Source organism: Brachybacterium hainanense (assembly GCF_042434575.1).
GTDB classification, from domain to species: domain Bacteria; phylum Actinomycetota; class Actinomycetes; order Actinomycetales; family Dermabacteraceae; genus Brachybacterium; species Brachybacterium hainanense.
Genome location: NZ_JBHLSV010000016.1, coordinates 48,318 through 70,863, shown reverse-complemented (window position 1 = coordinate 70,863; position 22,546 = coordinate 48,318). Strand labels below are relative to the sequence as shown.

General features: G+C 72.4%; 27 protein-coding genes. 11 read left to right on the top strand and 16 right to left on the bottom strand.

Features of this window, described 5'->3' with window-relative positions; all coding sequences use genetic code 11:
* Positions 1-129: 129 nt before the first annotated feature.
* The 14 genes from ACFFF6_RS13270 to ACFFF6_RS13205 all read right to left on the bottom strand — a co-directional run bounded on the left by ACFFF6_RS13270 (position 130) and on the right by ACFFF6_RS13205 (position 9,585).
* Positions 130-894, bottom strand: coding sequence for an ABC transporter ATP-binding protein (locus ACFFF6_RS13270; protein ID WP_376981482.1), 765 nt, complete (start codon positions 892-894; stop codon positions 130-132).
* Positions 891-1,712 (bottom strand): ATP-binding cassette domain-containing protein, encoded by an 822-nt coding sequence (locus tag ACFFF6_RS13265; RefSeq protein WP_376981480.1) that lies wholly within the window; start codon positions 1,710-1,712, stop codon positions 891-893. The genes ACFFF6_RS13270 and ACFFF6_RS13265 overlap by 4 nt, the downstream gene beginning before the upstream one ends.
* A complete protein-coding gene (locus ACFFF6_RS13260; protein WP_376981478.1) occupies positions 1,709-2,623 on the bottom strand; it encodes an ABC transporter permease in 915 nt (304 codons plus the stop codon). Before ACFFF6_RS13260 ends, ACFFF6_RS13265 begins: the two co-directional genes overlap by 4 nt.
* Positions 2,620-3,609, bottom strand: coding sequence for an ABC transporter permease (locus ACFFF6_RS13255; protein WP_376981476.1), 990 nt, complete (start codon positions 3,607-3,609; stop codon positions 2,620-2,622). Before ACFFF6_RS13255 ends, ACFFF6_RS13260 begins: the two co-directional genes overlap by 4 nt.
* Complete coding sequence (locus ACFFF6_RS13250) at positions 3,606-5,129, bottom strand: ABC transporter substrate-binding protein (RefSeq protein WP_376981474.1); 1,524 nt, start codon at positions 5,127-5,129, stop codon at positions 3,606-3,608. Before ACFFF6_RS13250 ends, ACFFF6_RS13255 begins: the two co-directional genes overlap by 4 nt.
* 174 nt (positions 5,130-5,303) lie before the next feature.
* Positions 5,304-5,579, bottom strand: coding sequence for a GlsB/YeaQ/YmgE family stress response membrane protein (locus tag ACFFF6_RS13245; protein ID WP_376981472.1), 276 nt, complete (start codon positions 5,577-5,579; stop codon positions 5,304-5,306).
* Between the two features lie 93 nt (positions 5,580-5,672).
* Positions 5,673-6,005: a hypothetical protein gene (locus ACFFF6_RS13240; RefSeq protein ID WP_376981470.1), complete on the bottom strand. Its 333-nt coding sequence runs from the start codon at positions 6,003-6,005 to the stop codon at positions 5,673-5,675.
* Positions 5,995-6,570, bottom strand: a complete 576-nt coding sequence (locus ACFFF6_RS13235) for a hypothetical protein (protein ID WP_376981468.1) — start codon at positions 6,568-6,570, stop codon at positions 5,995-5,997. Before ACFFF6_RS13235 ends, ACFFF6_RS13240 begins: the two co-directional genes overlap by 11 nt.
* Positions 6,567-7,166, bottom strand: coding sequence for an RNA polymerase sigma factor (locus tag ACFFF6_RS13230; RefSeq protein WP_376981466.1), 600 nt, complete (start codon positions 7,164-7,166; stop codon positions 6,567-6,569). Before ACFFF6_RS13230 ends, ACFFF6_RS13235 begins: the two co-directional genes overlap by 4 nt.
* 5 nt (positions 7,167-7,171) lie before the next feature.
* On the bottom strand, positions 7,172-7,855 hold the full coding sequence (locus tag ACFFF6_RS13225; protein ID WP_376981465.1) for a hypothetical protein: 684 nt from the start codon (positions 7,853-7,855) through the stop codon (positions 7,172-7,174).
* Between the two features lie 26 nt (positions 7,856-7,881).
* Positions 7,882-8,430: a DUF6286 domain-containing protein gene (locus ACFFF6_RS13220; protein ID WP_376981463.1), complete on the bottom strand. Its 549-nt coding sequence runs from the start codon at positions 8,428-8,430 to the stop codon at positions 7,882-7,884.
* Positions 8,427-8,828: an Asp23/Gls24 family envelope stress response protein gene (locus ACFFF6_RS13215; protein WP_376981461.1), complete on the bottom strand. Its 402-nt coding sequence runs from the start codon at positions 8,826-8,828 to the stop codon at positions 8,427-8,429. Before ACFFF6_RS13215 ends, ACFFF6_RS13220 begins: the two co-directional genes overlap by 4 nt.
* A 2-nt stretch (positions 8,829-8,830) precedes the next feature.
* Positions 8,831-9,007, bottom strand: coding sequence for a hypothetical protein (locus tag ACFFF6_RS13210; protein WP_376981459.1), 177 nt, complete (start codon positions 9,005-9,007; stop codon positions 8,831-8,833).
* 59 nt (positions 9,008-9,066) lie between these two features.
* Positions 9,067-9,585 carry an Asp23/Gls24 family envelope stress response protein gene (locus ACFFF6_RS13205; RefSeq protein WP_376981457.1) on the bottom strand — a complete coding sequence of 173 codons (519 nt, stop codon included), beginning with the start codon at positions 9,583-9,585 and terminating at the stop codon, positions 9,067-9,069.
* 176 nt (positions 9,586-9,761) lie between these two features.
* Here ACFFF6_RS13205 and ACFFF6_RS13200 point away from each other — a divergent pair, with 176 nt between their 5' ends.
* The 4 genes from ACFFF6_RS13200 (at position 9,762) to ACFFF6_RS13185 (ending at position 12,618) form a co-directional block, all read left to right on the top strand.
* Positions 9,762-10,217: an OsmC family protein gene (locus ACFFF6_RS13200; protein ID WP_376981455.1), complete on the top strand. Its 456-nt coding sequence runs from the start codon at positions 9,762-9,764 to the stop codon at positions 10,215-10,217.
* Positions 10,218-10,295: 78 nt separating this feature from the next.
* Positions 10,296-11,027, top strand: coding sequence for a methionine ABC transporter ATP-binding protein (locus tag ACFFF6_RS13195; protein WP_376981453.1), 732 nt, complete (start codon positions 10,296-10,298; stop codon positions 11,025-11,027).
* A complete protein-coding gene (locus ACFFF6_RS13190) occupies positions 11,024-11,701 on the top strand; it encodes a methionine ABC transporter permease (RefSeq protein WP_376981450.1) in 678 nt (225 codons plus the stop codon). Before ACFFF6_RS13195 ends, ACFFF6_RS13190 begins: the two co-directional genes overlap by 4 nt.
* 35 nt (positions 11,702-11,736) lie before the next feature.
* Positions 11,737-12,618, top strand: coding sequence for a MetQ/NlpA family ABC transporter substrate-binding protein (locus ACFFF6_RS13185; RefSeq protein WP_376981448.1), 882 nt, complete (start codon positions 11,737-11,739; stop codon positions 12,616-12,618).
* An 18-nt stretch (positions 12,619-12,636) separates the two neighbouring features.
* On the opposite strand, the gene ACFFF6_RS13180 is transcribed toward ACFFF6_RS13185, so the two are convergent.
* Both ACFFF6_RS13180 and ACFFF6_RS13175 read right to left on the bottom strand, forming a co-directional pair.
* Positions 12,637-13,581, bottom strand: coding sequence for an AraC family transcriptional regulator (locus ACFFF6_RS13180; protein WP_376981447.1), 945 nt, complete (start codon positions 13,579-13,581; stop codon positions 12,637-12,639).
* On the bottom strand, positions 13,578-14,354 hold the full coding sequence (locus ACFFF6_RS13175) for a phytanoyl-CoA dioxygenase family protein (RefSeq protein ID WP_376981445.1): 777 nt from the start codon (positions 14,352-14,354) through the stop codon (positions 13,578-13,580). Before ACFFF6_RS13175 ends, ACFFF6_RS13180 begins: the two co-directional genes overlap by 4 nt.
* Before the next feature lie 275 nt (positions 14,355-14,629).
* Between ACFFF6_RS13175 and ACFFF6_RS13170 the strand changes: the two genes are divergently transcribed.
* The 7 genes from ACFFF6_RS13170 to ACFFF6_RS13140 are packed head-to-tail and all read left to right on the top strand — an operon-like array spanning position 14,630 to position 22,528.
* Complete coding sequence (locus ACFFF6_RS13170; RefSeq protein ID WP_376981443.1) at positions 14,630-14,761, top strand: hypothetical protein; 132 nt, start codon at positions 14,630-14,632, stop codon at positions 14,759-14,761.
* Positions 14,758-14,847, top strand: a complete 90-nt coding sequence (locus ACFFF6_RS13165) for a potassium-transporting ATPase subunit F (RefSeq protein WP_376981441.1) — start codon at positions 14,758-14,760, stop codon at positions 14,845-14,847. The genes ACFFF6_RS13170 and ACFFF6_RS13165 overlap by 4 nt, the downstream gene beginning before the upstream one ends.
* Entirely contained in the window at positions 14,847-16,535 is a 1,689-nt protein-coding gene (gene kdpA, locus ACFFF6_RS13160) for a potassium-transporting ATPase subunit KdpA (RefSeq protein ID WP_376981439.1), read from the top strand. The genes ACFFF6_RS13165 and kdpA overlap by 1 nt, the downstream gene beginning before the upstream one ends.
* A 3-nt stretch (positions 16,536-16,538) precedes the next feature.
* Entirely contained in the window at positions 16,539-18,701 is a 2,163-nt protein-coding gene (gene kdpB / locus ACFFF6_RS13155) for a potassium-transporting ATPase subunit KdpB (RefSeq protein WP_376981437.1), read from the top strand.
* A gap of 25 nt (positions 18,702-18,726) precedes the next feature.
* The gene (gene kdpC / locus ACFFF6_RS13150) at positions 18,727-19,341 is read left to right on the top strand and encodes a potassium-transporting ATPase subunit KdpC (protein WP_376981435.1); all 615 of its coding nucleotides are present in this window, start codon (positions 18,727-18,729) and stop codon (positions 19,339-19,341) included.
* A gap of 2 nt (positions 19,342-19,343) precedes the next feature.
* Positions 19,344-21,848, top strand: a complete 2,505-nt coding sequence (locus ACFFF6_RS13145; RefSeq protein WP_376981433.1) for a sensor histidine kinase — start codon at positions 19,344-19,346, stop codon at positions 21,846-21,848.
* Positions 21,836-22,528, top strand: a complete 693-nt coding sequence (locus ACFFF6_RS13140; RefSeq protein ID WP_376981431.1) for a response regulator transcription factor — start codon at positions 21,836-21,838, stop codon at positions 22,526-22,528. Before ACFFF6_RS13145 ends, ACFFF6_RS13140 begins: the two co-directional genes overlap by 13 nt.
* The last annotated feature ends 18 nt before the right edge of the window (positions 22,529-22,546 follow it).

Below are 22,546 nucleotides of genomic sequence, written 5' to 3'. Positions count from 1 at the left end.
TTCCCGGCCCGACGCCGACCGGGGAAGCGGCCCGCGTCCGCGAGGACGACGTGGAGCCGATCCGCCCGGTGGGGCTGGAGCGATGGGGCCGGTGCGGTGAGGGTGGGATGACGCCGGGTCGCGCCCCTTTCACCCCAGCTGCGGCACGGCCGCGAGGAGCCTCCGGGTGTAGGGGTCCCGGGGATCGGTGAGCACCTCGGGGGTGGGGCCGTGCTCGACGATGCGGCCGTCGCTCAGGATCACGATCTGCTCGCACAGCTGGCCGACGATCGCGATGTCATGGCTGACGATCACCATGGTCATGCCCAGCTCCTCCTTCAGCCGGGCGAGCAGGGCGATGGTCTGCGCGCGGACGGAGACGTCCAGGGCGCTGACCGGCTCGTCGGCCACGAGCACCTCCGGGGAGGGGGCGAGCGCGCGGGCGATCGCGATGCGCTGGCGCTGCCCGCCGGAGAACTCGCCCGGATAGCGGGAGGCCATCCCCGGCTCGAGGCCCACCGACTCCAGGAGCTCGGCGACGCGGGCGCCGTGGTCGCCGGGGATCCTCAGGGATTCGAGGGGCTCGCGGAGGATCCGGCCCACGCTCATGCGGGGATCGAGCGAGGAGCGCGGGTCCTGGAAGACGAGCTGGACGGCTCGGCGGAAGTCCCGCATCCGCCCGGGCCGGGCACGGCGCAGGGGCTCGCCGCGGAACTCGACGGTCCCGGCGGTGGGCGAGGACAGCCCCATGAGCAGGTTCAGGATGGTCGACTTCCCGGCCCCGGACTCGCCGACGATCCCGAGGCTCGACCCCGCTCTCACCTCGAGGTCGATGCCGTGCAGCACGCGTGCGGCCCTCGGCCCGGAGCCGTAGGACTTCTCGGCGCCCCGCAGGGCGAGCAGCGGCGCGCTCATCGGTTCTCCTCGGGCGGGTCGGACGGGGGACCGCCCCGGCCCGGCAGCGCGGTCACACTGCGGGCGGCGGTGATGAGGTCCTGCGCGTAGCCGCTGGCGGGGGCCGCGAGGACGCGGGCGGCGGGCCCGGTCTCGACGACGCGGCCCTCCCGCATGACCACGAGGTCCTCGGCCACGCGGGCCACCACGGGCAGGTCGTGGGAGACGAAGACGAGGCTCACGCCGGTGTCCTCGATCAGCCCTGCGAGCAGGGTGAGGATCTCGTCCTGCAGGGTGACGTCCAGAGCGGTCGTGGGCTCGTCGGCGATGAGCACCTCGGGTTCGCAGGCGAGCGCCATCGCGAGCGCGACCCGCTGACGCTGCCCGCCGGAGAGCTGCCACGGGTACGAGCGCAGGATCCGGTCGTGGTCGCGCAGCGCGACCATGTCCAGCAGCGCGACCACCCTGTCGCGGGCGGCGGATCCGCGCAGGCCCGTGTGCAGGCGCAGCGGCCCCTCGATCTGCTTCCCGATGCTCATCAGCGGATCCAGGGCGGTCAGCGGCTCCTGGAACACCATGGCGATGCGTCGGCCGCGGATCCTCCGCAGCGCGCGCTCCGGCTTGCCCAGCAGCTCCTCGCCGTCCAGGCGCACCGAGCCGGTGGCCCGCATGCCCTCCGGCAGCAGGCCCAGCACCGCCTGCGCGGTCAGCGACTTGCCGGAGCCGGACTCGCCGATCACGCCGAGCCGTCCACCGGCGGGCACCTGCCAGGACGCGCCGTCCAGGAGGCGACGACCGGAGGAGGTGGTGACGGTGAGATCCTCGATCTCGAGGCTCATCGGGCCCTCCTCAGCTGGGGATCCAGGGTCTCGCGCAGGCCGTCGCCCAGCAGGTTCAGCCCCAGCACGGTCGCGGCGATCGCGAGGCCGGGGGCGATCGCCGCCCACGGCTGGGAGGACACCGTCGACTGGGCCTCCAGCAGCATGCGCCCCCAGCTGGGGGCAGGCGGCGGTGGGCCCAGGCCCAGGTAGGACAGGGACGCCTCGGCGAGGATCGAGGCGCCGCCCAGCAGCATCATCTGCACCACGAGGGTGGGCGCGACGTTCGGGATCACGTGACGGCGGACGATCCCGCCCCAGCCGGTGCCGGAGACGATCGCGGCGGTCACGTACTCCTCGCGCAGCACGCGCGCCGTGTTGATGCGGGTGATGCGCGCGATCACCGCGGAGCCCGCGATGCCGATCGCGAGGATCGCCGAGCTGAGCGAGGCCCCGCGCACGGTCACGACCAGCATCGCCAGCAGGAGCGTGGGGAAGGCGATCAGCACGTCGATCACGGCGGCGAGCACCGTGTCGACCACGCGGATCGAGGCGGCGGCGACCACGCCGATCACGGTGCCGATCACGGTCGCGATCGCGACCGAGGAGACGGCGACCAGCAGCGCGGACCGTGCCGCGGCCATGAACTGGGTGAACACGTCCCGGCCCAGCCGGTCGGTGCCCAGCCAGAACGCCGCGGACGGCCCGGCCAGCCGCGGCCCGGATCCGGTGTCCGTGAGCGCGTAGGGCGTCCAGAGGATCGACGCCAGCGCGAGCAGGACGGTGATCCCCAGCAGCACGCCGCCGATCACGAGAGACGGGGAGAGCGCCCGGCGGCCGCTCGTACGGCCGGAGCCCGCGCGGGCATCGGATCCGGGGGCGGGAGACGTGCCGGTGGCGGCGCCCAGCTCGGGTGGTCGCAGGTCGCTCATGCCCGGCCTCCCGGGGTTCCGGCGGCGCGCAGCCGCGGGTCGATGATCCTCTGCAGCAGGTCCACGCCCGTGTTCGTGAGCAGCACGACCGCGGTCAGCAGCACCACGAGGTTCTGCACGATGGGCAGGTCGCGGGCGGTCACGGAGGTCAGCAGCAGAGTGCCGAGGCCGGGCAGCGCGAACACGTTCTCGACGACCACGGCGCCCAGGAGCGAGGTCGCCAGCTCGATCCCGAGGATCGCGACGACGGGGACGGCGGCGTGCCGCAGACCGTGGCGCCACAGGGCGGCGGGCAGCGAGTAGCCCAGCGAGCGGGCGGTGCGCAGGTGATCGGAATCGAGGACGTCCAGGACCGCGGCCCGCACGTAGCGGATCATCACCGAGCTCATGGCGATCGCGATGGTGACCGCGGGCAGGATCAGCGCGCGGATCGCCGCGACCGGATCGTCCCAGCCCTGGCGGGGGAAGCCGCCCGCGGGCAGGGTCCCCGCCTCGAGGGCGAACACCCAGATGAGGATGACGCCCACCCAGAAGATGGGGACGGCGACGCCGACCTGCGAGAGCGCGGAGACCGCGAGGCCCACCGGGGACCGGCGGCGGACCGCCGCGAGCGTCCCCAGCGGGAAGGACACGAGCACGGAGAGCACGAAGGCCGCGAGCGACAGGGGCACGGTGATGCTGAGGCGTCGTGAGATCAGCTCCCCGAAGGTCGTCTTCGAGACGAAGCTCGTGGAGGTGCCGGTGAGGAACTCTCGCAGCCATCCGGCGTACTGGTCCACGAGGGGCTGGTCCGTGCCCAGCTCGCGGCGCAGCTGCTCCAGCTGGGCGTCGGTCGTGCCCACGCCCAGCAGCGCGCCTGCCGGGTCTCCCGGCAGCACCCGCAGCACGAGGAAGACGATCACCGAGGTGGCCCAGAGCGCCACGAGCGGCAGCAGCACCCGGGTCAGGAGGAACTCGGCGGTGCTGCTGCCCCGGCCGCCCGTCACGCCCCCTCGCGCACGATGTTCGCCACGACGAAGGGCTCGGCGTTCTTGTCCGGGGAGAAGCCGGTGACGCCGGCGGCGGCGATGCGGATCTGGGGCGCCATGAACAGCCATGCGGAGGGCGCCTCCTCCGCGATGATCCTCGAGAGCGCGTGGATGTCCTGGACCTGCTCATCCTCGGTCCCGGCCTCCTCCGCGGCGACGGCGAGCTGCTGCACCTCGGCGTTGTCGTACTGCCAGTAGAAGTCCGGGTTCGCGTACCAGAGCACGTCGCGCGGGTTGTTGTGGCTCATGAGCGTGGTCGAGTAGTCCTTGTTCGTGTAGACCCTCTCGTACCAGGTGGAGTCGTCGATCGCGTCGAGCTGCACGCTCACGCCGATGGCCTCCAGGTCCGAGGCGATCTGCTGCACGATGATCTCCTCGGTGGAGCCGGCGACGTAGGTCAGCGGGACGCTGAGGGAGGTCTGGCCCGCCTCGGCCAGCAGCGCGGTCGCGGCCGCGGGATCGTAGGCGTGGATCTCCGCGAAGGACGCGTCGTACCAGGGCTCGGAGACCGGGGGCATCGAGCCGATCACGACGCCCTTGTCGCCCCAGACGGCGCTGAGGATCGCGGGACGGTCGATCGCGGTGTACAGCGCCTGGCGCACGCGCACGTCGTCGAAGGGGGCGACCTCGTTGTTGAAGGTCCACACCCACTTCTGGATGGAGCTGCCCTCGGTGATCGTGTACTGCCCGGGGTCCTCGAACTGGGAGAGCTGATCGGGGCTCTGCTGCTGCAGGACCAGGTCCAGCTCGCCGGTGCGCAGGGCGTTGTTCATCGCGGTCTCATCCGCGAAGAACCGGAAGGTGACGCCGGGGTTCTTCGCGCGCTCGCCCCAGTAGTCCTCGTTGCGGGTGAGGGTGAGGTGGTCGCCCTGGACCCATTCCTCCAGGCGGTAGGGGCCGGTGCCGTTCTCGGAGGTGTTCTCCGTGTCGCCGTCGCGGACGATCGTCACGGAGGCGAGGAAGAAGCGCAGCGAGGCGCTGCGGTGGGCGAGGGTCAGCACGAGCGTCGCCTCGTCCGGGGTGTCGATGCCGGTGATGACCCGCAGGTCGGAGGCGCGCGCGGACTTCGACTCGGGGGCGATGGCCTGGCCGATGGACCAGGCGGCGGCCGTCGAGGTGAGCGGGCTGCCGTCATGGAAGAGGACGCCGTCCTGCAGGGTGATCGTGACGGTGAGGCCGTCCTCGGACACCTCGACGGTCTTGGCGAGCACGTCGATCACGGCGCCGGTCTCGTCCACCGCGGTCAGGCCCTCGTACACGTTGCGGCTGGTCGTCTCGGAGATGCCGGAGGAGCCGCCGACGTTGCGCTGCATCGAGGTGGGCTCGTTCGTGGTGCCGATGACGATCTCCTGCTCGGCGCCGCCGGCGTCGCTCGCGCCGGAGCCGGACCCGCCTCCGCAGGCGGCGAGGGCGAGGGCGGCCAGAGCGCTGCCGGAGAGCAGGAGGGTGCGGCGCGCGAGGGCAGGTCGAGAGGTCATCGAGGCTCCAGGGGCAGGAGGGGGCCGTGGCGCACGGCGGCGCGACGGCGGGTCTGGTCCGGGGGCGGAGGCGTCCGGGACGACAGGACGCGCGCCCGATCACAGCTTATCGGACCCATAGCCCTGGCTTGGGGTGCGATCGGTCGCACTCCGGGTACGCCGCACCCCGGGCGATCAGCTCTCTTCGTCGCTGGTCAGCAGTCCCCAGGCGAAGGAGAGCACGACCGCGCCGAGCACCGCGGTCACGAGGGAGCCCCACGACCACGGATCCGAGAGGACCGAGCCCACGCCCGTCGTGCCGAAGATCCCGAACAGCAGGCCTCCGATGAACGCGCCGACCACGCCGAGCGCCGCGGTGGCGATCCAGCCGCCTCCCTGCTTCCCGGGGATGACGAGCTTGGCCAGGGCGCCTGCCAGCAGCCCCACGATGATCCAGCCGATGACGACCATGGTCTCCTGATGTCTCCTCTTCTCTTCTGCACTCTTCTGTCCTGGTGCTCCCAGCCCTGTTCCGCCGGCACTCGCCCGGCCGCCGAGGGCGCCTCAGCCCAGCGACTGCACGCGCACCATGACGTCCGTGCCCTCGGGCAGATGCCCGCGGACGGCCGCCCGCACCGTCCGCTGCACGTCGGCGACGATGCTGCGCACCGGCGCCGTCCGGTGCAGCCCGATCTCCACGATCACCGTCCCGGAGCCGCGGTCGAGGATGACTCCGTAGTGGGCGTCCGCCTGCGAGCGGCGGATCCGGGCGTCGATCGCGCGCAGGGTCGTGGCGATCCCGGGTTCGATCCCGCGGACCCCGGGGACGGCGCACACGACCGAGACGAGGTCATCGGCGGTGAGCGGCGTGGAGGCGGGCTTCGGCTCAGCGGTCATGGAGATCCTCGATGCGGATGTCGACGGGAAGGTCCTGCAGGTCGAGCTCGAGGGCGCAGGTCTCCTGGACGGCGGCGCGGACTCGGTCGGCGAGGGCGATCAGGCTGCCCCCGTCGTGGCGGGCGGAGATCCGGCACCGGATCCGGCGGGGGATGCCGCGCTGGATCGGACCGTGCGCACTCGGGGTGTACGTGACCTCCGAACGCAGCGCACGTGCTCCGGGGACGGCGTCCACGCTCTCCCGCAGCAGAGTGCGCAGCGCGAGCTCGGTCAGCACGTACGGCCCGTCCGGCGTGGGCGGCATCTCGACGCGGCGGCCGTGCCGAGCATCCGCGCGGACGGCCTCCTTGATCGTGCGCAGCGCGCGCGAGGACATCTGGAACGCGTCGTCGCCGGACTGCTCCTGAGCGGCCCATTCCTCGCGCACGGCGCGGATCAGCCGGTGGTAGGACTCGGTCGCCTGCGCCTGCGCGAGGGCCTCCGCCTCTGGGCGCGGGGAGGGGGCGGATCCGACGGCGTGGGAGGGCCGGCCCGGATCGGGATCCTGCGGGGTCATGTCGCTCACCTCCATTCCTCCATCCGTTCGATGACACGTGCCCGGGCGCGGGCGAGCCTGCCGCGCACCGTGGTCTCGCTCGACCCGACGATCCGGGCGATCTCCTGGTAGGAGAGCTGCTCGAGCTCGCGCAGCACCCAGCAGGTGCGCAGATCCACCTCGATCCCGGAGAGCACCTCGTGCAGCGCACGGGTCTGGGCGTCGAGCTCGGCGGCCCGCGCGGGGTCAGGAGCGGGCCCTGCGGCACCGAGCACGGCGTCGGCCGCGGCCTCGAGATCCCGGTCCTCGCCCGGGTCGGTGCCGCGACGCGCCCGGGTGCGGACGAGGTCGGTGGCGCGCCGTGTGCAGATGCGGGTCAGCCAGGTGCGCAGGGCCGCCGGCTCCTCGAGCAGCTCGATGCGCTTCCACGCGTGCAGGAGCGTCTCCTGCACGACGTCCTCCGCGTCCTGGCGGTCGCCCACGATCATCGCCGCCGTGCGGAAGAGCCGTCCCTGGACACGGTCGATGATCTGCTCGAAGGCCGTGACGTCCCCGTCCTGAGCTCGCAGGACGAGCGTGCGCTCGTCCTCGATGCGCGGCGGCGCCGATGCGAAGGTCTCATCCATGCGCCTCAGGAGCCTTCCCGGGCGGGCATGGGCGCGACCTCGTGCTCACGGGCGGGAGCGCCGTGGGCCGAGCCGGGGACGCCGGGGACGAGAGAGGCATCGCGGCGTCGAGGAGCGGCAGGAGCGACGCGGACGAGGACGTCGACGGCGCGCGGGGCGGTGCCGAGCGCGAGAGCGGAGTCCTCGTGGAGGATCTGCCGGGTCCGCGGCACGCACCGGCGGAGCTCGGCATCCGGCGCGGTCTCCAGGACCGCCCGCAGCCGGAGCTCCCGCACGGAGCCCGAGGCCCGCACGTCGACCCTGCGGATCCCCGGGACGCCTTCGAGGCGATCCTCGAGGGCGTGCTCGAGGACGGCCGGCTCGAGGGAGGCGAGCGATCGGCCCTCGGGGTCGCTGATCTGCAGTCGGGCGCTCGTACGGCGCGCGGGGAGCTGTGCGCGCAGCAGGAGGGCTCCGAGGAGCACGGCGAGGAGCGCGAGAGCCGCTGCCGCGGGCAGCAGCCAGCTCTGGTGCGCCGCGGCGATGTCGGCGATCACGGTGTCCCGGTGCGGGATACCGGGGCGGAGCTGCGCCGGAAGCGCGTCCGTCGCCCCGAGCCGGTCCGCGGTCGCGACGGCGGCGCCGAGGATCAGCAGGATCCCGGCCGTGCCGAGCACGACGCGGTTCCCGGCGGCAGGGGTGGTGGGCATGATCGGACCTCCTGTCCTCGAGGATCTCAGCGGGCCCCGCGCACACGGATGCGCAGCCGCGGGGCGGGGGACGGGCCGAGCTCGGCGATCGCCGCCTCGGCGGCTGCCCGGACCTCGGAACGCACCTGGTCGACGTCCTCGACCTCGGTGCGGATGTCGAGGCGCGCGCGCGAGGGGACGACGCGGACGCGGGCGGAGTGGACCCCGTCGACCTGCACGAGGCGCGCCCGCAGATGCCGGGCGAGGTCGGCGTGAGGGATCGCGGTCACCCCCGGCACCTCGTCCGCCAGCATCTGGCGTCCATCCCGCGGGCCGGGGAGGACGGCGAGCAGCATCAGGAGCAGTCCGACCGCTGCGGCGAGCGCCGAGGCGGCTGCGACCGCGGGGGAGCCGATGCTCCGCTCGGCGAGCGCGGCGATCGGTGCGGCGGCCTGCTCGGGCCAGGCGCCGGTCGTCATACGGGTGATGAGCAGCCAGGCGCCGCCGAGACCGCCGACCAGCCATGCGCCGCCGAGCAGGGCAGCGGCGGGCTTCCGCGCGGGGCGGTGCACCAGAGGCGTCGGGGACGATCTCATCGCAGCTGCCTCCGTCCGGTGTGCTCGGGATTCAACCAGGTGATGTCGATGTCGAGCCGGCCGACCTCGAAGCCGGTCAGCTGTGCGACGCGTGCGACGACGTGATCATGCAGCATGGCGGCGACCTGGTGCAGGGCCGCGGGGAAGGCCATGCCGACGTCGAGCCGGATCACGGCGCTCGCCCCGTAGAGGTCGCAGGACGCGGAGGGCGGTGAGTCGAAATCCCGGCGGGCCCCGATGCCGAGGACCCCACCGGCCCCGGAGCCGATGCCCGGGACCTCCCGTGCGGCCTGCGCGGCGATCCGCGCCACCACGCTCGCGGGGATCCGCGTGGTCCCTGCGCCGTGCGGGCCGCCGGGCGCAGGCCCCGGGGGTGCGGACGGGTCGAGACGGTCCATCCTCAGCGCCTCCGCCGGTCGGTGATGCCCTGGATGTCGATCCGCCCCTCGAGCACCATGCCGACGGCGAGGCCGATCGCCGCGAACACCAGCACGAGGAAGAACTGGCTGAAGGTGCCGAAGGCGAGCGCGGCCCCCAGCAGCAGGCCGACGAGCAGGCAGAGATGGGATGTCCTCATGGGATCTCCTCGGAACGTGGGTCCCCGGGAGTGGGCCGGTGCCCGCCCCCGGGGAGCGGTCACTTCAGGTCGGTGGAGCCGGCGGCGGGGTCGGCGGCGTCGTCGTCCTGCGGGAGGTGCACGTCGACGACGTTGATGTCGACCTCGATGACCTCGAGGCCGGTGGTCCCCTCGACCTGCTCGATGATGTTGCGGCGGATCGCATTGCCGACCTCGACGATCGACGCGCCGTACTCGACGACGACGGTCACGTCGATGGCGGTCTGGGTCTCGCCCTTCTCGACGCCGATGCCCCCGGTGACGTTCGTCTGCGCGTTGGGGATGCGGTCGGTGATGGCGCTGAAGGCGCGCCGTGCGGCGTTGCCGAGGTCGTACACGCCGGGGACCTCGCGGGCGGCGATCCCGGCGATCTTCGCGACGACGACCTCGTCGAGGGTCGTGATGCCGCGGCTGGTCTGGAGGGGACCGCGCGGCACGCGCTGCTCGCCCTTCTCCTCCGGCGTCGTCTCCTTCTGCGCCGCGGCCTCGCGGGCGCGCTCCTTCTGCTGACCGGTCTGCGGGATGGTGGTCTCGCTCATGGCTTCTCCTTCGTCGGCGCCCGGGGTGGCCGGGCTTCGGGGTCGGACAGGGGAAGGACGTCGTGGCGGGCGGATTCCTCACGGCGCTCGAAAGTGATCTGCGCCACATGGGTGTCGTGCTGCGTCGGGTCCGCGACCGCACACCGGGTGGCCGGGCGCACGCCTACTCTGGCCGTATGCCTGATCCCGCGTCCCGTCCCGACCGGTCCCTCTACACCGCCCGCGCGGAGAACATCGGCGGCACCGCCGGGCAGGTCCGCATCCATGACGGACCCGCGGCCCTCGAGGTGCTGCCGACCGGCGGGCCGCGTCCTCGTGCGGAGGGCCTCAACCCCGAGCAGCTGCTCGCGGCGGCATGGAGCACGTGCCTCGCCGCGACCCTCGAGGTCGTCCTGCGCGAGAACGGGCACGCCGTGCGCAGCCGCGTCGAGGTCGAGGTGTCCCTGCACCGCGACCCTGCGGGGGGCCTCCGCTTCCGGCCGCGGGCCCTCGCGCGCATCGAGGAGCTGCCGCGCGAGATCGCCGTCGAGATGCTCGATGCGGCCCATCGGCGCTGCCCCGTCTCCAAGCTGCTCACCGCCGGGGTCGACGGCGGCGCCGGCCCGGAGGTCGCGCTCGCCGACCCGGCGTGAGCGAGGGCATAGCCCATCGGCCCCGGCGCTGACCTAGGCTCGAAGCGCCTGCCCCTCCGCCGCTGCCCCAGAGAGCCGATGATCGAGTTCCACCACGTCACCAAGACCTTCCCGCAGGGTCGCGCCGCGGTGACCGCGCTCGCCGGTATCGACCTGGAGATCGCTGCCGGCGAGATGTTCGGGGTCGTCGGCGAGAGCGGTTCCGGCAAGTCGACGCTGCTGCGGCTCGTGAACGGTCTGGAGAGGCCGAGCTCCGGCACCGTGCTCGTGGCCGGCGAGGACCTCTCGCGCCTGCGGCCGCGGGAGCGGCGCCGGCGCCGCCGCGGCATCGGCATGGTCTTCCAGCAGTTCAACCTGCTCGGCAACGCGACCGTCGCCCAGAACGTCGCCATGCCCCTGGTCCTGCAGCGCGAGCACGATCCGCGCCGCGTCGAGGAGATGCTCGACTTCGTGCGGATGGCCGATCACCGGGGCCGGCACCCCGCGCAGCTCTCCGGCGGGCAGAAGCAGCGCGTCGCGATCGCCCGCGCGCTCGTCACCCGCCCGCGCGTCCTGCTGTGCGACGAGCCGACCTCCGCCCTCGACGGCGGCCGCACCGCGGAGGTCATGGAGACCCTGCGACAGGTCCGCGCCGAGTTCGGCACCACGATCGTGCTGGTCAGCCACGAGCTCGACGTGGTCAAGGGATCCTGCGACCGGGCCGTCGTCCTCGAGGACGGCCGCCTGGCCGCGCTCACCGCGATCACCCCGCCGCCCGAGTGCGAGCAGGCCGGCAGCTACGCCGAGCGCGCCGCCCGGTACCTCGCATGACCGCGCTGCTGGCCTCGCTCGCCGAGCATCGCGGCGAGATGCTCCTGGCGATCCTGGAGACCGGATACATGCTCGGCAATGCCCTGCTCGCCGCGCTGCTCGTGGGGCTGCCGATGGGCACCCTCCTCTACCTCTCCCGCCCCGGCGGTCCCTTCCCCCGTCGCGGCCTGCACGCCGCCCTGAACGCCTACGTCAACGTGGTCCGCTCCGTGCCGTTCCTGCTGTTCGTCGTCGCGCTGATCCCGTTCACCCGCTTCGTGGTGGGCACCTCCTTCGGCACGACCGCGGCCTCCGTCCCCCTCGCCTTCGTCGCCGCCGCCCTGTACGCGCGCCTCGTCGAGCAGACCCTGCTGGACGTGCCCGAGCAGACCGTCGAGCTCGCCCGCTCCCTCGGGGCGAGCCCCGCACAGCTGATCCTCCGCTTCCTCTACCGCGAGGCCCGGTCCGGCCTCGTGCTCAGCCTCACCACGGTCACGATCTCCCTGGTCTCCTACTCGACGATCATGGGCGTGGTCGGCGGGGGAGGAGTGGGCGACTTCGCGATCCGCTACGGCTACCAGACCTACGAGTACGGGCTCATGTACGTCACGATCGGGATCATGGTCGTGTGCGTGATGCTCATCCAGGGCGCGGGCACGATGCTCGCCCGCGCCGTCGACCACCGGGCCCGCTGATCCCGCGCACCCGTCATCCCCTCAGGCAGGTTCCCATGCAGCACCTCTCCCACCCGTCCCGCACCGGCGTCCCCGCCCGCCCCGTCGGCCGACGGGCCCTCGGCCTCGGGGCGCTCGCCGGCGCCTCCGCGCTGGGTCTGGCCGCCTGCGGGATCGGCGGCGGTCCCGCGAGCGGGGGCACCGGCTCCGGCGGGACCGTCATCAAGGTCGCCTCCCATATGACCCCGATGACCGATGTCGTCGAGATCGCCGCGACCGCCCCGGAGGCAGGAGGCTACGACATCCAGCTGGTCCAGGTCAGCGACAACGTCCAGTACAACCGACTGCTGGCCGACGGCGAGGTCGATGCGAACTTCGCCCAGCACGAGCCGTACATGCAGGCCTTCAACGAGGCCAACGGCGCGCAGCTGGTGAAGCTCGCCCCCGTCTACGACGCGAAGGTCGGCTACTACTCCAAGGCCTACGACACCGTCGAGGAGATCCCCGAGGGCGCGAGGATCGCGATCCCGAACGACGTGTCCAACGAGGGACGTGCCCTCGCGATCCTCCACGAGCACGAGCTGCTGACCCTCCCCGGTGACGCCGGCTTCGAGGGGCGCGTCGCCGACATCGCCGAGAACCCCCTCGGCCTCGAGTTCGTGCAGGTCGACCTGCTGAACCTGTCCTCGGCCTACGATGAGGACGACATCGCCCTCGTCTACAACTACCCGACCTACATCGCGAAGGTCGGCCTCACCCCGGCCGATGCCCTGCTGCTCGAGGAGACCGTCGACCAGCGCTTCGCGATCTCCCTGATCGCCCGCGAGGACAACCGCGAGGATCCCGGGATCGTGGCCCTGCGGGCCGCGATGACCAGCGAGACGGTGCGCGCCTTCCTCGAGGAGGAGCACAGCGCCACGCTGATCCCCGCCTTCTGAGCCGGGCACCGGACCGTCTCAGCGCGGGAGGTGCAGGGTGCCGCCGCAGGCGCGGAAGGCACCGGGCGGCTGGCCGTGCTCGCGGCGGAACGCGGTGATGAACCCGCGCACCTCTGCGTACCCGCAGGCGCGAGCGATCTGGGCGACCGGCTCCTCCGTCTCGAGCAGCAGCCGCGCGGCGCGCTCGAGCCGCAGCGTCCGCAGCCGCCCCATGATGCTGACCCCGCGCTCGGCCGCGAAGATCCGTGCCGCATGCCGCGAGGACAGATGCGCCGCCTCCGCGATCTGCACGACCCCGATGCGGCGCTCGAGATTGTCCGCCATGTACCGCTCCATCGTGGCGACCGCGGGCTTCGTGCGGTCCGTGCGCACGGCTGTGACCTGCAGGTCCTCTGCCGTGCTGCAGGCTCGCGCGGTCTCCAGCACGAGCAGCTCGCCGAGCGCGGCCAGGCGGGCCCGGTAGCCCGACCGGGGAGCGGCGGCCTCCTGGGCGAGCGCCTCCACCACGGCCGGGAGGATGCCGAGGTCGCGGGACACGGCGGGCGCATCGGCGGCGAGCAGTCCGCGCACCCATGGCGGCGGGGCTGCGGGTTCCTCGGGCGCGGCGCAGGGTGCGCCCGCGAGAGGTCGTGATCGAAGCGCGAAGCCCCAGAAGGCGATGCCCAGCGGATCCTCGCGGCTGGAGACGATCTCATGGACGTCGCCGGGCCGGGCGATGAACAGGTCTCCCGCCCCCACCGGATGGTCCTGCGCGCGGGAGGTGAACACGCCGCGGCCCGCGTAGGCGAGGCAGACCTCGACGAAGGAATGGGTGTGCAGGTGGTTGCGCCAGTATTCCGGCGCGTAGAAGCCCCAGCTCAGGAAGTCCACGCCCACGCCGTCGACCTCGCCGGACTCGAGGAGCCCGGCGAGGTCGACGAGGAAGGCCGCGGCCGAGACCGGGGCGAGGGCGGGACGGGTCACCGCTGGTGGGCCCGTCCCGTCGGATCGGTCCCGGCGAGGATGAGGCCCTGGCCCAGCGACTGCGTGTGCGCGTCCCCGATGAGCGTGTCCTCCGGGTCGCGGTACTGGACCAGCCAGGTGGTGCGCGCCTCGTCGGAGACGTTCACGCCGGAGCTGTGCACGGTCAGGTACGTGAAGAAGAGGACGTCTCCGGCCTCGGCCTCCATCGGGATCAGCTGCTCCTGCGGGAAGTCCGGCAGGTGGAAGCCGCCCTCCGGGTCATGCTCGCGCGGCCCCTCCGTGTGGCTGCCCGGGGCGATGCGGACGCAGCCCTTCGCATCGGGCGCGTCGTCGAAGTGGAAGATCGCCGCGCCCACCCGGTGGTCCTCGTGCGGGAAGAACGGATGGTCCTGGTGCGGGGGGAACGGGGAGCCGTTCTCCGGCGGCTTCACGAACATCTTCGTGTGGTGCAGCTGCACGTTGGGCGTGCGCAGGACGGCCGCGACGACGTCCGTGAACCGCGGATCGGTGAGCAGACGGGTGTACGCGGCATCGTAGAACTGGGCGTCGTGGAGGTGCTGGAGGCTCGTCATGCGACCCATCGCGGCCTCCGCGGCGCTGCCCCAGGTGGGGTCGTCGTCGCGGTGCAGGGACTCCAGCAGGGCGTGGCTGCGCTCGCGGTACGCAGCCGCCTCCTCCGTGGTCAACAGGCCCTTGACCAGGACGTATCCCTGCTCGTCGTAGGCATCGGCGAGTTCGGCGAGCTCCTCGGGGGAGCGGGTGGGGGTGGTCATCATCGACCCTTCCGTGTTCGGGTGCGGACATCTCGAGCGCTCATCGACGACTCTAGGGACCGTCCGGCTCGGGAATCCAGGGGATGGGCGGACATCGATGTGTCCGGAACAGCCATGAGGGCGGAGGGCGCGGGACGGCGGCGCTTCGCATGCGCACCGGGTCACCTCGGCGTGAGCGGAGCGTGAGGGTCGCCCGGATGCCCGTATGGGAACCGTGAGGATCGCCGCCTCCGGGCCGGGAGGGGTGTTGCATCGGGTTCTGCGCCGCTCCCGCGGTGCCGCCGGCGACCCCGTCGGCGCTCTCCTCGGATCGGAGCCCCTCCGTGCTCGACATCGTCACCGTGCTCGGCGTGATCGCCGTGTTCCTCGTCCTCGGCCTTCTGGGGAGGGCGGTGGGAAGGCTGTGATCGTCGTGGAGCTCGTCGCCGCGGCTCTCGGCATCGCGGCCGTCGGCTATCTCGTCCTCGCCCTCGTCGCCCCGGAGCGATTCTGATGGATGCGCTCGCGACGACCTGGATCCCCGCCCTGCTCTCCCTCACGACGCTCGCGCTCGTGCTCGGCCTCGTGCACCGCCCCCTGGGCGACTACATGGCCCGCGTGTACACGACGGCGAAGGACACCCGGATCGAGACCGGGATCTATCGGATCCTCGGCGTGGACCCCGCCGCCGAGCAGACCTGGCAGGCCTATCTGCGCAGCGTCCTCGCCTTCTCCGCGATCGGTCTGCTGATCCTCTACGGGATGCAGCGCCTGCAGCCGTTCCTGCCCTATTCCCTCGGTCTCGACGCGCCCTCGGAGCACCTGGCGTTCAACACGGCGGCTTCCTTCGTCGGCAACACGAACTGGCAGTCCTACGCGCCCGAATCCACCCTCGGGTACACCGTGCAGGCTGCCGGCCTCGCGGTCCAGAACTTCGTCTCCGCCGCAACGGGCATGGCGGTCGCCGTCGCGCTCGTCCGCGGCTTCGCCTACCGTCGCTGCGGCACCATCGGCAGCTTCTGGGTCGATCTGATACGCGGAATCCTGCGGATCCTGCTGCCGATCGCGGCGCTCGGCGCGGTCGTGCTCCTGTTCGGCGGGGTGATCCAGAATCTCCACGCTCCCACCCTGGTGAGCACTCTCGCGGGCGGCCAGCAGTCGATCCCCGGAGGCCCGGTGGCCTCGCAGGAGGCGATCAAGCTCCTGGGCACCAACGGCGGAGGCTTCTTCAACGCGAACTCCTCGCATCCCTTCGAGAACCCGGCGGCCTGGACGAACCTCGTCGAGGTGCTGCTCATGCTGCTCATCCCGTTCTCGCTGCCCCGGACTCTCGGCACGATGCTGGGCGAGCCCCGTCAGGGCCGAGCGATCCTCGCCGTGATGGCGATCATGTTCACCGCTTCCTTCGCGATCCTCACGGTCGTTGAGTCCGCGGCCTCCGGCAGCGCCCCGGAGATTGCGGGCGCGGCGATGGAGGGCAAGGAGCAGCGTTTCGGGATCGTCGGCTCGACCCTGTTCACCACCGCCGGCACGAGCACATCCACCGGGGCCGTCAACGCCATGCACGACTCGTACACGGCGCTCGGCGGAGGCATGGCGATGCTGAACATGATGCTCGGGGAGATCTCGCCCGGCGGCGTCGGCTCCGGCCTGTACGGGATCCTCGTGCTCGCCGTGATCGCCGTGTTCCTCGCCGGACTGCTGATCGGCCGCACCCCGGAGTACCTGGGCAAGCGCCTGGGGCCGCACGAGATCACGCTCGCGGCCCTGAGCATCCTCGTCATGCCGACGCTCGTGCTCGCCGGCACCGCCCTCAGCTTCGCGATCCCCGGCATCCGGGAGAGCGTGGTGGGCACCTCGATCCTGAACCCGGGTACCCACGGCATGTCCGAGGTGCTGTACGCCTTCACCAGCGCGGCCAACAACAACGGATCCGCCTTCGCGGGACTGACCGCGAGCACCCCGTGGCTCGACGGGGCGCTCGGCGTGACGATCCTGCTGGGCCGCTTCATTCCGATCGTGCTGGTGCTCGCGCTGGCAGGATCCCTCGCGGCACAGGACCGGGTGCCCGCGACCGCGGGGACCCTCCCCACCCACACGCCGACCTTCGTGGGCCTGCTGACCGCGGTTGCCGTGCTGGTCAGCGCCCTGACCTTCCTCCCCGTCCTCGCCCTGGGCCCCCTCGCAGAAGGGCTGATCTGAGCCATGTCCGCATCCACCACCAGCACCGACGCGAGGCCCGCGGAGACCGGCCCCGCCACCGCCGCGCACCGCGGCGCCTTCAGTCCGCAGCAGCTCCGTGCTGCGCTGCCCGGAGCGCTCCGCAAGCTCGACCCGCGCACGCAGCTGCGCAGCCCCGTCATGATGCTCGTCTGGGCCGGGGCGGCCCTCACCACGATCATCGCGATCGCCGAGCCCTTCCTCGGGGGACCCGCAGATTCCGGCGGCGTCCCCGTCCCGCGGGCCTTCACCGGTGCGATCGCGGTCTGGCTGTGGCTGACCGTGCTGTTCGCCAACCTCGCCGAGTCCGTCGCCGAAGGACGCGGGAAGGCGCAGGCGCAGACCCTGCGCCGCACCCGCACGAGCACCACGGCATCCCGCATCCGCGCCCATGACCCCGCGGCGGACCCCGACGCGGAGCGGGCCGAGCTCGAGTCGGTGCCCTCGTCCGAGCTCGCGCCCGGCGACCTGGTCGTCATCCGGGCGGGAGAGCTGATCCCCGGGGACGGCGACATCGTCCGCGGCATCGCCTCGGTCGACGAGTCCGCGATCACCGGGGAGTCCGCGCCGGTGGTCCGGGAATCCGGCGGGGACCGCTCCGCCGTCACCGGTGGGACCCGCGTGCTCTCGGACCGGATCGTGGTGCGGATCACCTCCAAGCCCGGCGAGACGTTCGTGGACCGCATGATCGCGCTGGTCGAGGGCGCCTCCCGGCAGCGGACCCCCAACGAGATCGCGCTCGGGATCCTGCTGTGCTCGCTGTCGATCATCTTCGTCGTCGTCGCGCTGACCCTGAACCCGATCGCCTCCCATGCGGCGGCCCCCGTGAGCGTCGCCGTGCTCGTCGCGCTCCTGGTCTGCCTCATCCCCACGACCATCGGTGCGCTGCTGTCCGCGATCGGGATCGCCGGAATGGACCGGCTGGTGCAGCGCAACGTGCTCGCCATGTCCGGCCGTGCGGTCGAGGCGGCCGGGGACGTGACCACCCTCCTGCTCGACAAGACCGGCACGATCACCTACGGCAACCGCCGCGCGAGCGCCTTCGTCCCCCTGGGCGGGATCGAGGCGCAGGAGCTGATCGGCGCCGCGGCGCTGTCCTCGCTCGCCGATCCCACCCCCGAGGGTGCATCCATCCTCGAGCTCGCCGCGGCGCAGGGCGTCCGACCGGGCGCCGCGGCACCCGGCGAGATCGTCCCCTTCACCGCGCAGACCCGCATGTCAGGGCTGGACCTGCCCGACGGACGCCGGATCCGCAAGGGCGCGGGCGCCGCGATCGCGGCATGGGCCGAGGAGGAGGGCGCCCTGCTCCCGGAGAACCTGCTCGCCCAGCTGTGGGACGAGGTCGCGCGGATCTCGCAGTCCGGCGGGACCCCGCTCGCGGTCGCGACGAAGGACTCCTCCGGCACCGCGACCCTGCTCGGAGTCGTCCACCTCAAGGACGTCGTCAAGGAGGGGCTGCCCGCGAAGTTCTCACAGCTGCGCGCGATGGGCATCCGCACGGTGATGATCACGGGCGACAATCCGCTGACCGCTGCGGCCATCGCCGCGGAGGCGGGCGTCGACGACTACCTCGCGGAGGCGACGCCCGAGGACAAGCTCGCCTACATCCGTCGGGAGCAGGAGGGCGGGCATCTCGTCGCGATGACGGGCGACGGCACCAATGATGCTCCGGCGCTCGCACAGGCGGACGTGGGCGTGGCCATGAACTCGGGCACCTCGGCGGCGAAGGAGGCCGGCAACATGGTGGACCTCGATTCGGACCCCTCCAAGCTGATCGACATCGTCCGCATCGGCAAGCAGCTGCTCATCACCCGCGGGGCGCTCACGACCTTCTCGATCGCGAACGACGTCGCGAAGTACTTCGCGATCGTCCCCGCGATGTTCCTCGGCGTCCTCCCTCAGCTCGAGGCGCTGAACGTGATGGGCCTGCACTCGCCGGCGTCCGCGGTCCTGTCCGCGGTGATCTTCAACGCGATCGTCATCCTCGCGCTGGTCCCGCTCGCGCTGCGTGGGGTCCGCTACCGCCCCGGCGGCGCCGCGAGCATCCTGCGGCGCAACCTCGCCGTCTACGGGCTGGGCGGGGTGATCGCCCCCTTCCTCGGGATCTGGGTGATCGACCAGCTGGTCCGCCTGATTCCCGGCTTCTGATCCACCGTCCCCCAGGAAGGCTCCCATGATCACCTCGACCCGCGCCCACCTGCGCACCCTCCGCGCGGCGGCCCGCGCCACCGCGCTGCTGACCCTGCTTCTCGGCATCGCCTATCCCCTGGCGATCACCGGCCTCGGCCAGCTCGCCCTGCCGGTCCGGGCGGACGGATCCCTCCTCGCCGATGCGGACGGCGAGATCGTCGGCTCGGCGCTGATCGGCCAGTCCTTCGCCGATGCCGACGGCGACCCGTTGCCCCGGTACTTCCAGGGGCGGCCCTCCGCGGCCGGGGACGGTTATGATGCGGCCGCCTCCTCCGGGTCGAACCTCGGGCCGGAGAACCCGGAGCTCGTCGCCGAGATCTCGCGGCGTCGGGCGGAGATCGCCGCTTTCGAGAGCGTTCCTGCGAGCCGGGTTCCCGCCGACGCGCTCACCGCCTCGTCCTCCGGGCTCGACCCGCACATCAGCCCCGCATACGCGCAGCTGCAGGTTCCCCGGGTCGCCGCGGCCCGCGGCATGGACGCCGAGGAGGTGCGCCGGCTCGTCGCGGCCCACACGCAGAGCCCGGATCTCGGATACTTGGGATCGTCCCGCGTGGACGTGCTCGGGCTCAACATCGCATTGGACGACGCGGAGGAATGACCATGACTGGACGGGGGCGGTTGCGGGTGCTGCTCGGCGCGGCCCCGGGCGTCGGCAAGACCGTCACGATGCTCGAGGAAGGACGTCGCCTGCGGGAGGACGGCCGCGACGTCGTCCTCGGCTTCGTCGAGACCCACGGCCGCGCAGCGACCGCGGCGATGGTCGCCGGGCTTCCCCTCGTCCCGCGGACCCGGATCATGCACCGCGGCGTCGCGCTCGAGGAGATGGACCTCGACGCCGTCCTCGCGCGCCGACCCGAGCTCGCCCTCGTGGACGAGCTCGCGCACACCAACGCCCCCTCGTCCCGCCATCCCAAGCGCTGGCAGGACGTCCAGGAGCTGCTGGACGCGGGCATCGATGTGATCTCCACCCTCAACATCCAGCACATCGAATCCCTGCATGACGCGGTCGAGCAGATCACGGGCGTCCCCCAGCACGAGACGGTCCCCGACAGCTTCCTGCGCGGAGCGGACCAGATCGAGGTCGTCGACCTCGCCCCGCAGGCCCTGCGGGACCGGCTGCGCGGCGGGCTCGTCTATCCGCCCGAACGGATCGACGCCGCCCTCTCGCACTACTTCCGGCTCGGCAACCTCACCGCGCTGCGGGAGCTCGCGCTGATCTGGCTGGCCGACGAGGTCGATCAGGCGCTGCAGGGCTACCGCGACGAGCACGGCATCGAAGGCACCTGGGAGGCGCGGGAGCGCATCGTCGTCGCGCTCACCGGCGGGCCCGAGGGGGAGACCCTGCTCCGGCGCGGTGCTCGCATCGCCGCTCGCTCGGCCGGAGGCGAGCTGCTCGCCGTCCACGTCACCGGTCAGGACGGGCTGCGCAGCGGCGATCCTGCGGACCTCGCCCAGCAGCGCGCTCTCGTGGAGGAGCTCAACGGCACGTACCACCAGGTGATGGGCGAGGACGTGCCCGCTGCGCTCGTGGAGTTCGCCCGCTCCGTGAACGCGACCCAGCTCGTCCTCGGCGCGAGCCGCCGCGGGCGCCTCGCCGCGGCTCTGACCGGGCCGGGGATCGGCGCGACCGTGGTGCGCGAATCGGCGGACATCGACGTGCACATGGTCAACCACGCCGCCGCCGGCGGGCGGACGACGCTGCCGCCGCTCACCGGGGCGCTGACCCCGCAGAGACGGATCGCAGGCTTCGCGATCGCGTTGCTGGGCGGGCCCGCGATGACCGTGCTGCTGGCCATGGCCCGCAGCCCTGCCGCGATCACGACGGATGTGCTGAGCTACCAGCTGCTCGTCGTCGTGGTCGCGCTCGTGGGCGGGGTCTGGCCCGCTCTGTTCGCCGCTGTGCTGTCCGGGGTCACCCTGGACTTCTTCTTCCTCGAGCCGCTGTACACGGTGCACATCCACGAGCCGCACCACCTCATCTCCCTGATCCTGTACGCCGTGATCGCCGTGCTCGTGAGCCTCGTCGTGGATCGGGCCGCGCGCCTCGCCCGCGCCGCGCGGCGGGCCGCCGCCGAGTCCGAGCTCATCCAGACCATCGCCGGGAGCGTCCTGCGCGGCGACAGCGCCGTGCAGGCGCTCATCGGCCGTGCGCGGGAGACGTTCCAGCTGTCCGCGATCGTGCTCCGGCGCGAGGGAGAGGAGCTCGCCCGCGACGGCGACCCGTCCCTCGCGGGGCCGAGCGCCGCTGTGCCGGTGGGTGAGCACGCTGCGATGGAGCTGTACGGGCGCGACCTCGCCGCAGCCGAGCAGCGCCTTCTCGCGGTCGTCGCCGCCCAGCTCGCCGTCGCCCTGGAGCACCGGGACCTCACGCGGACCGCACGGCAGATAGAGCCGATCGCCGCCTCGGACCGGGTCCGTGGCGCGCTCCTGTCCGCGCTCAGCCATGATCTGCGCCGCCCGCTCGCTGCTGCCGCCGCTGCTGTCGGCGGCCTGCGGGAAGCCGGTCCCGCGCTCGGGCCGGACGATGAGCGGGAGCTCCTCGAGACGGCCGAGGAGAGCCTCGCGGCGCTCGGCGCGCTGGTCACCGACCTGCTCGATGTCAGCCGGCTGCAGGCAGGCGCCCTCAGGATCGGCGTGAGCCCCACCGATCCTGCCGAGGCGATCTCCCCGGCCCTCGAGGAGCTGCACCTGGGACCGGACGAGGTGGGGCTCGGGCTCGAGCACGGCGAGGCCCTCGCGAGCGCGGATCCCGTGCTGCTGCAGCGAGTCCTCGTGAACCTGCTGGCGAACGCCCACCGGCACAGCCCTGCCGGGGTCCCGGTCCACATCGGCACCAGCACCTTCGGCGATCGGCTCGAGATCCGCGTGATCGACCGGGGGCCGGGCGTCGCCGAGGACGAGCTCGAGGACATCTTCCTGCCCTTCCAGAGGCTCGGGGACACCGACAACACGACCGGCCTGGGTCTGGGCCTCGCCCTCTCGCGCGGCTTCGTCGAGGCGATGCACGGCGAGCTGCGTCCCGAGGACACTCCCGGGGGCGGGCTCACGATGGTCATCTCCCTCCCCCTCGCACCCGACAGGACGGAGCGACCATGCGGATCCTGATCGCCGACGACGACCCGCAGATCCTGCGGGCCCTGCGGATCACCCTCACCGCGAAGGGGTATCGGATCACGATCGCGGTCGACGGGGCGGAGGCGATCTCCGCCGCGATCGATCATCGGCCCGATCTCGTGCTGCTGGATCTGGGGATGCCGCGGATGGACGGGGTCGCGGTGATCGAGGCGATCCGAGGCTGGTCGCAGGCGCCCATCCTCGTCGTCTCCGGCCGGACCGGTGCCGCCGACAAGGTCGAGGCGCTCGACGCCGGGGCCGACGACTACATCACCAAGCCCTTCGCGATCGAGGAGCTGCTCGCGCGCATCCGCGCGCTGACCCGTCGCGTGCAGGCGGAGGAGTCCGCGCCGGTGGTCCGGCTCGGCGAGGTCACGATCGATCTGGCCGCGCACAGCGTCAGCCGGGAGGGCCCCGACGGGGTCCGGCGCATCCGCCTGACGCCGACGGAATGGCAGGTCATCGAGATCCTCATCCGGGGGGCAGGGAAGCTCGTGACCAGGCAGGACATCCTCACCGCGATCTGGGGCACCGAACATGCCGAGGACACCGGCTACCTGCGCCTGTACATCTCGCAGCTGCGGCGCAAGCTCGAGGAGGACCCGGCGCACCCGGTGCATCTGATCACCGAGCCCGGCATGGGATACCGGCTGGAGGGCCTCACGCGATGAGGCGGCGGTCGGGGAGCT

Bases quoted from the DNA above. Each gene is read 5' to 3' on its own strand.
- ACFFF6_RS13230 (WP_376981466.1), bottom strand. From the start codon at position 7,166: ATGGATGAGACCTTCGCATCGGCGCCGCCGCGCATCGAGGACGAGCGC.
- ACFFF6_RS13205 (WP_376981457.1), bottom strand. From the start codon at position 9,585: ATGAGCGAGACCACCATCCCGCAGACCGGTCAGCAGAAGGAGCGCGCC.
- kdpA (WP_376981439.1), top strand. From the start codon at position 14,847: ATGGATGCGCTCGCGACGACCTGGATCCCCGCCCTGCTCTCCCTCACG.
- ACFFF6_RS13260 (WP_376981478.1), bottom strand. From the start codon at position 2,623: ATGAGCGACCTGCGACCACCCGAGCTGGGCGCCGCCACCGGCACGTCT.
- ACFFF6_RS13200 (WP_376981455.1), top strand. From the start codon at position 9,762: ATGCCTGATCCCGCGTCCCGTCCCGACCGGTCCCTCTACACCGCCCGC.
- ACFFF6_RS13250 (WP_376981474.1), bottom strand. From the start codon at position 5,129: ATGACCTCTCGACCTGCCCTCGCGCGCCGCACCCTCCTGCTCTCCGGC.
- kdpB (WP_376981437.1), top strand. From the start codon at position 16,539: ATGTCCGCATCCACCACCAGCACCGACGCGAGGCCCGCGGAGACCGGC.
- ACFFF6_RS13265 (WP_376981480.1), bottom strand. From the start codon at position 1,712: ATGAGCCTCGAGATCGAGGATCTCACCGTCACCACCTCCTCCGGTCGT.
- ACFFF6_RS13220 (WP_376981463.1), bottom strand. From the start codon at position 8,430: ATGAGATCGTCCCCGACGCCTCTGGTGCACCGCCCCGCGCGGAAGCCC.
- ACFFF6_RS13225 (WP_376981465.1), bottom strand. From the start codon at position 7,855: ATGCCCACCACCCCTGCCGCCGGGAACCGCGTCGTGCTCGGCACGGCC.
- kdpC (WP_376981435.1), top strand. From the start codon at position 18,727: ATGATCACCTCGACCCGCGCCCACCTGCGCACCCTCCGCGCGGCGGCC.
- ACFFF6_RS13195 (WP_376981453.1), top strand. From the start codon at position 10,296: ATGATCGAGTTCCACCACGTCACCAAGACCTTCCCGCAGGGTCGCGCC.
- ACFFF6_RS13185 (WP_376981448.1), top strand. From the start codon at position 11,737: ATGCAGCACCTCTCCCACCCGTCCCGCACCGGCGTCCCCGCCCGCCCC.
- ACFFF6_RS13140 (WP_376981431.1), top strand. From the start codon at position 21,836: ATGCGGATCCTGATCGCCGACGACGACCCGCAGATCCTGCGGGCCCTG.
- ACFFF6_RS13215 (WP_376981461.1), bottom strand. From the start codon at position 8,828: ATGGACCGTCTCGACCCGTCCGCACCCCCGGGGCCTGCGCCCGGCGGC.
- ACFFF6_RS13240 (WP_376981470.1), bottom strand. From the start codon at position 6,005: ATGACCGCTGAGCCGAAGCCCGCCTCCACGCCGCTCACCGCCGATGAC.
- ACFFF6_RS13175 (WP_376981445.1), bottom strand. From the start codon at position 14,354: ATGACCACCCCCACCCGCTCCCCCGAGGAGCTCGCCGAACTCGCCGAT.
- ACFFF6_RS13270 (WP_376981482.1), bottom strand. From the start codon at position 894: ATGAGCGCGCCGCTGCTCGCCCTGCGGGGCGCCGAGAAGTCCTACGGC.
- ACFFF6_RS13210 (WP_376981459.1), bottom strand. From the start codon at position 9,007: ATGAGGACATCCCATCTCTGCCTGCTCGTCGGCCTGCTGCTGGGGGCC.
- ACFFF6_RS13145 (WP_376981433.1), top strand. From the start codon at position 19,344: ATGACTGGACGGGGGCGGTTGCGGGTGCTGCTCGGCGCGGCCCCGGGC.
- ACFFF6_RS13245 (WP_376981472.1), bottom strand. From the start codon at position 5,579: ATGGTCGTCATCGGCTGGATCATCGTGGGGCTGCTGGCAGGCGCCCTG.
- ACFFF6_RS13190 (WP_376981450.1), top strand. From the start codon at position 11,024: ATGACCGCGCTGCTGGCCTCGCTCGCCGAGCATCGCGGCGAGATGCTC.